The sequence below is a fragment of the Oceanisphaera sediminis genome, from assembly GCF_039539745.1.
In the GTDB taxonomy this organism is placed as follows: Bacteria; Pseudomonadota; Gammaproteobacteria; order Enterobacterales; family Aeromonadaceae; genus Oceanimonas; species Oceanimonas sediminis.
Genome location: NZ_BAABDS010000038.1, coordinates 20,179 through 33,351 on the forward strand (window position 1 = coordinate 20,179; position 13,173 = coordinate 33,351).

General features: G+C 60.4%; 9 protein-coding genes. 4 read left to right on the top strand and 5 right to left on the bottom strand.

The window, feature by feature from the left end; all coding sequences use genetic code 11:
- Nucleotides 1-135 precede the first annotated feature (135 nt).
- Nucleotides 136-1,047 (bottom strand): PA2778 family cysteine peptidase, encoded by a 912-nt coding sequence (locus ABD827_RS12570; protein ID WP_344965098.1) that lies wholly within the window; start codon nt 1,045-1,047, stop codon nt 136-138.
- A gap of 65 nt (nt 1,048-1,112) precedes the next feature.
- The gene (locus tag ABD827_RS12575) at nt 1,113-1,505 is read right to left on the bottom strand and encodes a PA2779 family protein (RefSeq protein ID WP_344965099.1); all 393 of its coding nucleotides are present in this window, start codon (nt 1,503-1,505) and stop codon (nt 1,113-1,115) included.
- Nucleotides 1,506-1,834: 329 nt separating this feature from the next.
- Between ABD827_RS12575 and ABD827_RS12580 the strand changes: the two genes are divergently transcribed.
- Nucleotides 1,835-2,638, top strand: coding sequence for a glutaminyl-peptide cyclotransferase (locus ABD827_RS12580; RefSeq protein WP_344965100.1), 804 nt, complete (start codon nt 1,835-1,837; stop codon nt 2,636-2,638).
- Nucleotides 2,639-3,008: 370 nt separating this feature from the next.
- Here ABD827_RS12580 and ABD827_RS12585 read toward each other — a convergent pair whose 3' ends face one another.
- Together ABD827_RS12585 and uvrA are read right to left on the bottom strand one after the other, a co-directional pair.
- Nucleotides 3,009-4,760, bottom strand: a complete 1,752-nt coding sequence (locus tag ABD827_RS12585) for a PglL family O-oligosaccharyltransferase (protein ID WP_344965101.1) — start codon at nt 4,758-4,760, stop codon at nt 3,009-3,011.
- Between the two features lie 18 nt (nt 4,761-4,778).
- The gene (uvrA, locus tag ABD827_RS12590) at nt 4,779-7,607 is read right to left on the bottom strand and encodes an excinuclease ABC subunit UvrA (protein WP_344965102.1); all 2,829 of its coding nucleotides are present in this window, start codon (nt 7,605-7,607) and stop codon (nt 4,779-4,781) included.
- 411 nt (nt 7,608-8,018) lie between these two features.
- On the opposite strand from uvrA, the gene ABD827_RS12595 reads away from it, so the two are divergent.
- The 3 genes from ABD827_RS12595 (at nt 8,019) to ABD827_RS12605 (ending at nt 12,138) form a co-directional block, all read left to right on the top strand.
- A complete protein-coding gene (locus ABD827_RS12595; RefSeq protein WP_344965103.1) occupies nt 8,019-9,392 on the top strand; it encodes an MFS transporter in 1,374 nt (457 codons plus the stop codon).
- 14 nt (nt 9,393-9,406) lie between these two features.
- A complete protein-coding gene (gene ssb / locus ABD827_RS12600) occupies nt 9,407-10,018 on the top strand; it encodes a single-stranded DNA-binding protein (protein WP_298720942.1) in 612 nt (203 codons plus the stop codon).
- A 206-nt stretch (nt 10,019-10,224) separates the two neighbouring features.
- Nucleotides 10,225-12,138 (top strand): EAL domain-containing protein, encoded by a 1,914-nt coding sequence (locus ABD827_RS12605; protein WP_344965104.1) that lies wholly within the window; start codon nt 10,225-10,227, stop codon nt 12,136-12,138.
- Here the strand turns inward: ABD827_RS12605 and ABD827_RS12610 are convergent.
- A complete protein-coding gene (locus tag ABD827_RS12610) occupies nt 12,133-13,053 on the bottom strand; it encodes a 1-aminocyclopropane-1-carboxylate deaminase/D-cysteine desulfhydrase (RefSeq protein ID WP_344965105.1) in 921 nt (306 codons plus the stop codon). The genes ABD827_RS12605 and ABD827_RS12610 overlap by 6 nt on opposite strands.
- Nucleotides 13,054-13,173: the final 120 nt, after the last annotated feature.

Below are 13,173 nucleotides of genomic sequence, written 5' to 3' on the forward strand. Positions count from 1 at the left end.
CCGCGCCACGGATGGCGCGGCTGAGCCTCCAGGGAGGGATTCACGGCGAGTCGGCGGAGCGGGCCCTTTGTTCGACTTTTATACAAAAATGAAATAGATCATTTGTTTAGTGGGATTGGTATTACCCCTTACTCGTTACATTTCTGCCAACGCTTTTTTAGCCTGGGCCTGCCATTGGCCGGGGAGGGCTGCCGCCTGGCGCAGGCTGGCCAATGCCTGCTGTTGTTGGCCCAGGCCTTGTTGAGTCAGCCCGAGATTAAGCCAGGCGACCGCCAGCGCGGGGTCCTGTTCGGTGGCCTTCACGAAGGCATCGACCGCGGCCTGTGGTTCATCGCTGGCATGCAGCGCATTGCCCAGGGCGAACCAGCCCATGGCGTAGCCGGGCCAGCGTGCGATCAGTGCCTGCCATGCGGGCAGGGCAGCTTCGGCGCCCGCCGTGGCTTCAAACGCGGCGATGCTGTCGGTGGCCTGCTGCGAGGTGATGCTATGTGGCAACTGCCCCGGCGGCAGTGCCACCATGGCCCAGCGGCCACTGCGCGCCCAGGTGGCATCGAAGCGGCTCATGTCGGTCACCTGACGCGATTGTTCGCCGCTGTGCAGTATCAGCTGCTCACGCTCACGGTCGTAACCGATGACAACCGCGTAATGCCACATGGGTAACAGCGGCAGCGACAGATTCTGCAACACCACCACCGGGTGTCCGGCGTTCACTTCCGACAGAAGAGCCTCGAAGCTGCCGTCCAATGGATAGCTGATACGCTGGTGACGGCGCACCGTCGCCATCATTTCCGGCTGTACACTGCCTTCGCGTCCGGGCACGAATACCTGGGGAATGAGTTGATCCACACTCACCTCTATACCGCTGGCATTAAGTGCCATGGCCAGCGAGGCCGGGCCACACTGGTAGTCTCGCTGACTGTGAAAGGGCACGTCGCTGACATAGGCCTTATCCGGCAGTCGGCTTTCGGCGTCCGATGACAGTTGGGGCGTGGCGGCACAACCGCTCAGCAGGCTGATTGCCAGGCTCGTCAGCATCAATAATGGCAAAACGCCCGCCAGGCGGACGTTTTGCAAGCGGCGAGGGAGCGCCTGCGGCTGCGCTAACAAAGACATCAGCGGGTGAAGGGGAAGACGTGGGTCAGGCCCAGCAGATCGGTGACCAGCAGTATGATAAAGACGGTGAGCAGGGCGCCGACCACCCCGTTGGCCCCGGCGGGCATGTTATCCAGCTGTTCGGCCATCTGCTGCACTTCCCGATCCGACAGGGCGGCGACCCGGGCCTCGACTTCGTTTAGTTCAACACCGTGGTTGACCAGCTGTTCGCGCACGTCTGCACGGGCCAGCAGGTGACCGATACGCTCGCGTTCGGCGTCGATCTGTACCGCATCCAGCGCGCTCTGGGTGGATACCAGCTGACTTGGCTGGGCCTGAACCGCCAGCGGCATGGTGCCCATCATCAGAGACAGGATCAGTAAGGGATTAAGTATCCGGAAGAGTCTTTTCATTGTTGTGCTCCTGCAAGTGTGTGGGTAACAATATGGATTCGTTCCGGGCGCTAATACACCATATCAGGCGCCGAACCATGTTATCTTCCGCCACAAGTATAGACCGAGTGTTGGCCCTGAATTTCCATTTAAATCACGGTAATAGCAAGGGAGTTTCTCTCTTGTCCGGTTGCATTATTGAATGCTTTTCGGCGGATCCCTTGCCCGACAAGGGTCTGGTTCCCTTTGAGCCGAATTCGGATTGCGACAACAACAGACATGAACACGGTTTCAGAGGGGCTCTCGCAACCGACAAGGATGCGCAGGCGTTACGCCTTCGCGAGCAATCGATGTGGCAAGGAGGCGTTATTTTCGGTGATATAAAGTGGGCCCGGGGGCTCTTGTTTCTCTGTGGATGCTGGCTGCCTGTTGAGGCGAAAGAGACCGTCGTCGAACGCTGGGCGCTGGAGGTGGTGGCAACCCTGCCCCATGAGCCCGATGCCTTTACCCAGGGGCTCTTGCTGCATGATGGTTACCTGTATGAAAGTACCGGTCTCTATGGGCGATCCAGTCTGCGCAAGGTGGATCCGGAAAGCGGCGAGGTGGTGCAACGGCTGGCGCTGGATCCCGGTTATTTCGGCGAAGGGCTGGAGCGGGTCGGTAACCGATTGATTCAGCTGACCTGGAAAGAAGGGCTGGCGCTGGTGTATGACCTGGATACGCTGACGCTGGTGCAGGCGCATCAATACGGCGGCGAGGGCTGGGGCTTATGCTTTGATGGCGAGTCGCTGTGGATGAGTGACGGCAGTGCCACCCTGTACCGACGTGATCCGGTGGATTTTTCACACCAGTCCAGCGTGACCGTGATGCAGCAAGACTGGCCTCGGGATCGGCTTAACGATCTGGCCTGTGTCGGTGACTACATTTACGCCAACATCTGGAAGGAGCAGCGCATCGTCAGAATCGACAAGCACAGCGGGCGAGTCGATGCCGACATTGACGCCACCCCCTTGCTGGCCCTGAGCGGCCGCCCGGCGGATCCCGAGGCGGTGCTCAACGGCATCGCTCATGATCCCCAGAGTAACGAGTTTTATCTCACCGGCAAGCACTGGCCCAGAATGTTTCGGGTTCGTTTCGTGCCGACGGCGCGGTAATACCAATCTAAGTAAAAATATGATCTATTTGAAACTGGATACTCGAGGAAACAGAGCCACCTCCCACGACACGCCATAAACTCATCCCTGAGGGCTCGGGAAATGCCGTCCATGGCATTTCACGGTCGTGGGAGCCGATCTCTGTTGCCTCTCCTCAAGCACCGAGTCGTCTGCAGGTCGCTCCCACAGGCGACGCCGCAGCATTGGGGCGGATGAAGGGTTCTACTCCAGCGGCCATCACATGACAGGATGTCATGTGCTGAGCGTCGCAGGGATGCGGTTCAGCGTGTCGGTGGAGTGAGCCCTTCGTTCGACCTTTACCGTGAAGCCAAGTAGATCAGTTAGTTTCCCAGATTGGTATAAATACGGCTCAGGACTCCTTGGCGTGGATGACCATGGCCGTGTCGTCGGCCTGGCTGCTGCGGCCCTGACTCAGGGTCTGCAGTGCCTGGCTGATATTGTCCTGCTGAAGTGAGGCGTCACTCGGATAGTAATAGCGTGCCTCTTGCAGCAATTCATCCGCTTCCTGCGGTCTATCCAGCCGGTTCAGGGCCAGCGCCATGTTGTAGTAAATGTTGGCTCTGGGAGTATGGCGCACAAACTGCCGGCCCCAGTCCACATAGGCCTGCAGCTCTTCGGTATTTTGTTGCGCCGAGCCTACCGCCAGTCGCAGCGACATGGCGTTGAATTCCAGTCGGGTCAGCCAGGCCAGGGGATTGCTGGCCGACAGCAACAGCTCGGGCTCTTTGCCACCGCCGCGTTCATACTGGGTGACCACTCGGGCGGTCTGCAACCCGGTAAGCATGAAGGGCACCACCAGCGCCGGGATCAGCAAAGCGGCAAAGCGGGCCAGCAGCCAGGGGCGATAGGGCTGGCTGCGCTGTGCTTCCAGCCGGGTGTCTATCCAGTACAGCAGCACCAGCAGCGTTATCCAGTGGGCCAGGGAGTGATAGAAGGGGTATTCAGTCTGGCTGTGCAGGGCGATGGGCCAGACCAGGGCGGCCAGCGCCAGCGCCTGCCGCCAGGGCGCCTTGAACAGCAGGCGGATGAAGGCCAGTGCCACCGAAACGATGGCCAGTACCGGCAGCAGGCCGCCTTCCACCCCCCAGTAGAGCAGTTCGTTATGAGGATGATCCAGGTTGGGCGGTATCATGGGCAGGTTGGGGATTTGTTCCCGCTGGGCGTGATAGAACTCCATGAACTGACGCTCGAAGTCGCCATAGCCTGCGCCGAACCAGGGGTGCTCGGCAATCAGTGCCAGGCTTTGCAACCAGATCTGTTTGCGAATACCGGGATCGGTATACACTTCGGCGCCGCGCTGTACGCCTTCCACCAGGGCCATCGATATCAGACCGATAGCGATACCCAGCCCGATCAGTCCCAGCCCCCACCGGCAGTATTTCGGGTTTTGTTGCCAGGCCCAGGGCAGCAGCAGCAGCAGCCCCACCAGGCCGCCGAGCAGGCCGACCCGGGATTGCAGCACCGTCAGCAACAGGGAACCGCTAACCAGCACGGCGCCCAGCCAGAACTGCCTCACGACCGGCAACCGGCGAGTATCGGCCAGCCCAAGGTAACAGGCCAGCATCAAACCGGTGGCCATGAAGCTGGCCATCACATTGGGTTGCTGAAAGATGCCGTAGGAGCGGTTGGTCTCGGTGTTGTAGCCAATCCAGTTGCCGGGCGTCAGCAGATAATACTGTGTCAGGCCGAGCAGGGCTTCCAGGCTGACGGCGGCCAGCAGCAGATACAGCAGCCGATAGCGGGCGGCTTCGTTCAGGCGGCACTGCAGCAGGGCAAAATAGAACAGCAAACCGCCGGCCAGTCCCGCCAGCCGGGGCAGGGCGTGATCGGCAAAGCCCCGGTTGGGATACAGCAGCGGCACCAGCAGCAGTAGCAGCACCAGCCAGCACCAGAGGTGAAAGCGGCTGTAACTGACGCTGCGGTTGAGGGTCATCTGCCACAGCCCCAGGCCCGTCATCAGCGAGATGAAGATCCAGCCCACCATGTTGAACGGCAGGTAGAAACCGGAGCCGCCGGGGTTGTGCATGAAGTAATGCATGCCGCCCAGTGCCCAGGCGGCAAAACACCAGAACCAGAGGTAGGGTAATGAAATCCGTGTCATCCTTGCTTCCATGCAGATTTAGCGCCCTTTCAGCATAGGCCGTAAAAAGCGAGCCGTGTGCGATTCTTTGTGTTCCGCCACCTGCTCGGGAGTGCCGGTGACCAGGATCTGGCCACCGCCGCTACCGCCTTCCGGCCCCATGTCGACGATCCAGTCGGCGGTTTTAACCACGTCCAGATTGTGCTCGATGATCACCACGGTATTGCCGTGATCACGCAGCCGGTGCAGCACCGTCAGCAACAGCTGAATATCGTGAAAATGCAGGCCTGTGGTGGGCTCGTCCAGAATATAGAGGGTCTGGCCGGTGTCACGTTTGGACAGCTCCTTGGCCAGCTTGACCCGCTGGGCTTCGCCGCCGGACAGGGTGGTGGCCGACTGACCCAGCCGAATGTAGGACAGGCCCACATCCATCAGGGTTTGCAGCTTGCGGGAGATGGCCGGCACCGGTGCGAAGAAGTCGCTGGCTTCCTCTACCGTCATGTCCAGCACCTCGTGGATGCTCAGCCCCTTGTATTTGATCTCCAGGGTTTCCCGGTTGTAGCGTTTGCTCTTGCACACATCGCAGGGCACATAGACGTCGGGCAGAAAGTGCATCTCCACCTTGATCAGGCCATCGCCCTGGCAGGCCTCACAGCGGCCGCCCTTGACGTTGAACGAGAAGCGGCCCGGCTTGTAGCCTCGGGAGCGGGCTTCATGGGTAGCGGCAAACAGCTCGCGAATCGGGGTGAAAATACCGGTATAGGTGGCCGGGTTGGAGCGGGGGGTGCGGCCGATGGGGCTCTGATCGATATCCACCACCTTGTCCAGCTTGTCCATGCCCTCGATGCGGTCGTAGGGGGCGGGCTGGCTGACGGTCGCCTTGTTCAGCTCCCGGTGGGCGATGGGAAACAGGGTGTTGTTGACCAGCGTCGACTTGCCCGAGCCGGACACGCCGGTGATACAGGTCATCAACCCCAGCGGTAGCTTCAGTTCGACGTTCTGCAGGTTGTTGCCACGGGCGCCACTCAGCGTGAGCCAGTGCTCACCGACCGGGGTACGCTGTTCCGGTATGGCAATGCTCTCCCGGCCCGACAGGTAGGCACCGGTGAGGGAATCCGGGTTGGCCATCACCTCGGCGGGGGTGCCCTGGGCCACGATCTCGCCGCCGTGTACGCCGGCGCCGGGGCCGATGTCCAGCACATGGTCGGCGGCGCGAATGGCGTCTTCGTCGTGCTCTACCACGATCACGGTATTGCCCAGATCCCGCAGGTGGGTCAGGGTCGACAGCAGTCGTTCGTTGTCACGCTGGTGCAGGCCGATGCTGGGCTCATCCAGTACATACATGACCCCCACTAGGCCGGCGCCAATCTGGCTGGCCAGCCGGATACGCTGGGCCTCGCCGCCGGACAGGGTGTCGGCGCTGCGCGACAGGGTCAGGTAGTTGAGGCCGACGTTGACCAGAAAGCCCAGCCGCGCCACGATTTCCTTGAAGATTTTGTCGGCGATCTGCGCCTTCTGTCCCGTCAGCTCCATGCCGGTGAAGAAGGCATGGGCCTCGCCGATGGCCATGTCGGCGACCTGGGGCAGGGTATGGCCGGCCACAAACACGTTACGCGGGCCTTCTTTCAGGCGGGTGCCGCTGCAACCGGGGCAGGCACGGTGGCTCTGGTACTTGGCCAGCTCTTCCCGTACCGAGTTGGACTCGGTTTCCCGGTAGCGGCGCTCCATGTTGTGCAATATGCCTTCGAACGGATGCTTGCGTACCAGCACATCGCCACGGTCGTTCATGTACTTGAATTCGATGCTGGTACGGCCCGAGCCGTACAGCACCGCCTGCTGTATCGACTGCGGCAGCTCCTGATAGGGAACCTCGAGGTCGAAGTCGTAGTGCTCGGCCAGGGACTTGAGCATCTGATAGTAGTAATAGCTGCGTTTGTCCCAGCCGCGGATGGCGCCGCCGGACAGGCTCAGCTCCGGATTGCTGATCACCTTGTCGGGGTCGACGATCTGCTGCACGCCCAGGCCGTCGCAGCTGTCGCAGGCGCCGGCCGGGTTGTTGAACGAAAAGATGCGCGGCTCCAGCTCGGCAATGGAATAGCCACACTGGGGGCAGGCGAAGTTGGCGGAAAACACCAGGCCGGGATCATCGGCGTCGTCCATCGACACCACCGAGGCGATGCCGCCGGACAGCTCCAGCGCCGTCTCGAACGATTCCGCCAGCCGCAACTGCAGATCCTCGCGTACCTTGAAGCGATCCACGACCACTTCGATGCTGTGTTTTTTCTGTAGCTCCAGTGTGGGCGGATCCGACAGATCGCAGACCTCGCCGTCGATGCGGGCGCGAATAAAGCCCTGGGCAGACAGGTTATCGAGCAGCTTGCTGTGCTCGCCCTTGCGGTTGCGGATCACCGGCGCCAGCAGCATCAGCCGTGCCCCCTCCGGTTGCTCCATGACCTTGTCGACCATCTGGCTGATGGTCTGGGCCGCCAGCGGCAGCGAATGGGTCGGGCAGCGGGGTTCGCCGACGCGGGCGAACAGCAACCGCAGGTAGTCGTAGATTTCGGTGATGGTGCCGACGGTGGAGCGCGGATTGTGGGAGGTCGACTTCTGCTCGATGGAGATGGCCGGTGACAATCCTTCTATATGATCCACGTCCGGTTTTTCCATCAGCGAGAGAAACTGGCGGGCGTAGGCGGAGAGCGATTCCACGTAGCGCCGCTGGCCCTCGGCGTAGAGGGTATCGAAGGCGAGGGACGATTTACCCGAGCCGGACAGGCCGGTGATCACGATAAGTTTGTCCCGGGGCAGGTCCAGGCTGATGTTCTTCAGGTTGTGGGTTCTGGCCCCGCGAACTTCGATTTTATCCATCTGCTGCATTACCTTGGTGTAAATTCGACCGGCTAGTATGGCACTGGATGAATAGCCAGCCAAGGGACAATAAGCATTAGGGTCTGTTGACCTTTCGCGGTGAAACTTTGTTCGAGTTAAACGCGTTTTTATCGCGGCGAGAGGGTTGTAGCCTAGTCATTCTAAGCAAAGCCCTCTCAACAAAGAGAAAAACGCGTTTAGCCGAACCCGCAGGGCAGCGCTTGTGGGGTCTTGCTACTGCGTTATCGCTTATTTATGTAGAGCGACTACACGGCATAAGCTCTGCCTTGTATCAAGACCCCACAAACTGCTGCAAAAATCATATCGAAAGGTCAACAGACCCTAATCCCGACCGTGTCCCCGTGCTAAACTAGGCCTCTTTTTGATCCTGTTAACGACGGAAGAATATCCATGAGCGACGAGCAAGGCTTCAGCCCCCGCGAACGGCGGGCCTCGTTTACCCTGGCGGGCATTTTCGGCATGCGGATGCTCGGTTTGTTTATGATCATGCCGGTATTTGCCTTGTATGGTAAGGACCTGATTGGCTTTTCGCCCTTGTGGGTCGGCATCGTCATCGGTATCTATGGCCTGACCCAGGCGGTGTTGCAGATTCCGGCCGGCTGGCTGTCGGACCGCATCGGCCGCAAGCCGGTGATCTATGCCGGTTTGGCGCTGTTTGCCCTGGGTTCTGCAGTCGCGGCCTTGTCCGACTCGGTGTACGGCGTGGCCGTCGGCCGGGTATTGCAGGGCTCCGGTGCCATTGCCGGCGCCATTCTGGCGCTGGCCGCCGATATCACTCGGGAAGAAAACCGCACCAAAGCCATGGCCATCATCGGGGTCTGTATCGGCATTTCCTTCGCCATCGCCATGGTGCTGGGGCCGGTACTGGCGTCATTTTTCGGCTTGTCGGGCGTATTCTGGACCACGGCACTGCTGGCGCTGGTGGGTATTCTGATGGTGCGCTTTCTGCTGCCGGAGTCGGCCCATCGCGGCCAGATCCGTGATGTGACCGCCGCGCCCGAGCTGTTCGGCCGGTTGCTGAAAGATCGACAATTGCTGCGGCTGGACTTCGGCATCATGCTGTTGCACCTGACCCTGACCGCGGTGTTCGTGGCCTTTCCGCTGACCCTGCTCGACGCCGGCTTGGCGGCAGAGCATCACTGGTGGCTGTATCTGCCCGCCTTGCTGTTGTCTTTCTTGCTGATAGTGCCTTTTCTGATCCTCGGCGCGCGGCGCAACATGAACAAGCAGCTGTTTCAGGCCTCCATTCTGGTGATGATGGTCGCCCTGTTGCTGATGGCGGTGGGCAAGGGCCAGATCTGGCTGCTGGCGCTGGCGATGGTGCTGTATTTTACCGCCTTCAATTTCATGGAAGCCTCGTTACCGGCGTTTTTGTCGATGCTGGCCCCGGCGGGCGCCAAGGGCACCGCCATGGGCATTTATTCCACCAGCCAGTTCTTTGGTGCCTTTCTCGGCGGTGTGCTGGGTGGTCTGTTGTTTCAACAACTTGGCGGCAGCGGCGTGTTTGTGCTGGTGGCGGCCTGCATGGCGGTGTGGTTCTGGCTGGCGGCGGGCATGACCAATGTCAGCAAGGTTCGGTCTCATATCCTGTCCATCGGTGTTAATATAGAAAGTCATGATCGGCGCGAGCAGCTGTTGCAGCGGCTGATGGCCCTGCCCGGCGTGCATGAAGCCTTGATTATCCCCGAAGAGGGGTCCGCCTACCTGAAGGTAGACGGCAATATTTTTGAACTGGATCAGGCCCGGCGCCTGATCAACCTGTGAGTACGGAGCGAGTTATGGCCAATAGAGGCATCAATAAAGTTATTCTGATCGGCCACCTGGGCCAGGACCCGGAAGTGCGTTACATGCCCAACGGTAACGCCGTGGCCAATATTACCCTGGCCACCAGCGAAACCTGGCGCGACAAGCAGACCGGCGAGCAGAAAGAGCGTACCGAATGGCACCGGGTGGTGTTCTTCGGCAAGCTGGCCGAAATTGCCGGTGAATATCTGCGCAAAGGCTCCCAGGTCTATGTGGAAGGTCGTTTGCAGACGCGCAAGTGGCAGGGGCAGGACGGTCAGGATCGCTACACCACCGAAATCGTGGTCGATATCGGCGGTACCATGCAGATGCTGGGCGGACGTCCTCAAGGTGGTGGTCAGCAAGGCGGCGGCCAGGGCGGCTGGGGTCAGCAACAAGGTGGCCAGCAGCAAGGCGGTCAAACCCAGGGTGGTCAGGGTAACTGGGGTCAGCAGCAGGGCGGCCAGCAGCAGGCGGCGCCGCAGGGGCAACCCCAGTACGGCCAGCAAAACAAGCCGGCGGCCAGCAAGCCCCAGAGCCAGCCGCAGAATCAGGCACCGGTCTACAACGAACCGCCGATGGACTTCGATGACGATATCCCGTTCTAAGTTGGAAGTTTGTCAAGAATGCCAGATAAGCCCCTGTAATCAGGGGCTTTTTATTAGCAGTTGTTCTGGCGATAACGGCCGAAAAGCCTTATCTTTCAGGTTGGGCTACGAGAATGACTCGCATTTTCTGTCTCGTGACAGGCTCACGATAACGGAACACCAGGGAAGGAACGCCGGAATCAGCCGGAGTCAGTCAGGGAACCTTAATGAGATTTACCAATCAGTTTATTGCCACCATCACCATGTGCATTCTGGCGGCCGTGCTGATGGTGCTGGTGGGAGCCGGGATCAGCTTCTATCAGATGGGCGTCGCCTACCAGCAGCGACAGGTCGATTCGGTGGTGCGTCTGGTCGACGAGGGCTGGCAAAATGGCGCCGAGCAACAGGAAAGCATCGATCGCTGGCTGCCGGCGCTGCTTGATGTCAACGATATCATCGAATTCGCGGTGCAGGAGCAGTCGACCCCCCTGTATCGCTACCAGTCCGATACTCCTCTGTCGGCCAATGAGCTGTCGCTGGAATACTGGCATGAACTGAGTGCGCATCCGGGCTTGAAGGTGCACCTGGTACTACGGCCCCCTTTTTATGACATCGATCACTCTCTGGCTGCGCTGTCCGGGGTGACTGCCGCCATTATTCTGGTCTTTGTTGGCCTGCTGTTCAGCCTGCGCTGGTTTCGACGTCAGCTTAGGGGGGCCGAGTTGCTCGATTTACGTGGCCAGCTGATCCTCGAAGGCAAACTCGGCATGTTGCAGCATAACCCGCAGGAAGAATGGCCACATCAGGCCAGTCAGGCGCTGGACAAGCTGTTGTGTGAGTTGAAGGAGGCGGGCAAGGAGCGCAGCCGGTTCGATACTTTTATGCGGGCCAATGTGTTTGTGGACAAAACCATCGGTATCGGCAATCGGGTGTTCTTCGATAACCGGCTGGAAGCGGCTCTCAATGATCCTTCCAGTCACTCCGGGGCCCTGTTGCTGGTGGAGCTGCAGGATCTGGAGCACATCAACTACCGCCTGGGATATGAGCGGGGTGACGAATTGCTGACGTCGGCCTCCGTTTATCTGGGCCACCTCATCCGCCGTTATCCCGGTGCCCTGCAGGCGCGTTATACCGGTAATATCTTCGCGTTGCTGTTTCCCAACCTGGTGGAAAGCGAAGCGCAGGAAGCGGCCCGCCAGGTGATGAAGCTGCTGCGCCGCCTGCACTGGCCGGATGCGGTACGAGAGCCGGCGCTGTTTATCGGCGGCGTCTGTTTTCGCTGTGGTGAAGTACTGTCGCAGGTGGAAGAAGAAGCCGAGCTGGCGCTGCGCAGCGCCGGCTTGCAGGGCGGTGATGGCTACTTCATGTATTACAAGGGCGTGACCGAAGAGAGCAGCGGCAAGGGAACGGTACGCTGGCGCACTCTGCTGGGGCGCCAGCTGGAGCAGGACAGGGTTCGGCTTGACCGGCAGGGCATCTATGCCGGGCCGGAGCAGGATCCCATCATGTATGAGCTGCTGGCCCGCATTCATGACGAGCAGGGGAGAGAGCTGTCGGCCGGACACTTTTTGCCGATGGCGGAAAAATGCGGCCTGTTGAAGGATCTGGATTGTGCCATGGTGTTGCGCACCCTGACCCTGTTGCAGGAAAGCGATCGCCGTGCGCCGCTGGCGCTCAATGTTTCCGCGGCCAGCCTGCTGAATAGCGGCTTTCATCGCTGGTTGATCTTTGAACTGATTCAACTGCCCAAGGTGCAACTCAACGGGCTGGTGATCGAGCTGTCGGAAGCGCAGGTGAGCCGGCATTTTCAGGTGTTGGGCAAGCCGCTGCGTGCGCTCAAGGCGCTGGGTTGTGGTCTGGCGGTGGATCATGCGGGGCAGGATGTGGTGAGTGCGCAATATATCAAGGATTACGCCCTGGACTATCTCAAGCTGCACCCCAGCCTGGTGCGGGACATCAACCGCAAACCGGTCAACCAGATGGCGGTCAGAAGCCTGGTCGGCAACAGCGTCGGCAGTCGAACCCGAGTGATTGCGGTGGGCGTTGAAACCGAAGCCGAATGGGAATGCCTGCATCAGCTGGGAGTGTATGCCGGTCAGGGATACTTCTTCTCCCGCCCGGAACGATTTCAACTGCTATAAGGTACTTCGTGCGCCCTGCATGCCACCGGTATGCACAAACAACAGCCGGCTGCCGGCGGCATAGCGGCCGGCTTCAATATCCCGAAACAGCCCCAGCATCGCCTTGCCGCTGTAGATAGGCTCCAGCGGCACCCTGAGCCGCTCTGCCAGCGCGGCGATGGCCGTTTTGTCGGTGGCCGGGCTTTTGGCATAGCCGCCACCGTGGTGGCCCAGCTCGAGTTGCCAGCCGCTATCCTGCGCCGCCGGCGGATACAGCCGGCATACCTCTTCGGTCAGCCAGCCGGCCCCCTTCAATACCGCATAACCGCGCACTCGAATGTTGGCCGGGCGAGCCGACAGCAGGCCCGCCAGGGTACCGCCGCTGGCCACCGGCAATATAAGCTCATTCAGTTCGGACGGTTCCGGGTCCAGCTCGTGCCATAATTCGGCCACACCGGGCAAGGCCCGGGGGCAACTGCCGCCTTCGGGAACGATGAGATAACCGGGATGACGTCGGGCCAGCTCGGCCAGCCAGTCGGCGTCCTGGCGGCGGCGGTATTGCTGCCGGTCGACAAACTCCAGCGTCATGCCCCAGCGGCGGGCGTCCTCAAGGGTAGGATTGTTGCTGTGAGGCTCGCCGCGCACCACGCCGATGGTGGGCAGGCTCAGCCGGTGGCCGGCGGCGGCCAGGGCGTGCAGATGATTGGAATAGGCGCCGCCAAAACTGAGTATGCCGGAGGCTTGCTCCGACAATGCCTGGCGCAGTATGTACTTCAGTTTACGCCACTTGTTGCCCGAGATTAACGGGTGCAACAGGTCATCGCGCTTGATCCACAGGATCAGCCGATGATGCTCCAGCAGGGGGTGGTGAAGGCGCTGTAGTGGCGAGGGAGGCTGCCGTTGGTACAGCCGTTGCCAGCAGAAAGGATCGGACACGAAAATGATTACCACAGGAATGAGAATGCAAGTGTAAGGAACTTATCCCGTTATTCAAGCTAACCCCGTCGGTGAGCGGCTTTAGCTGTGCGTGCTCCTTGCCTGTAACCGGTTGCGTTG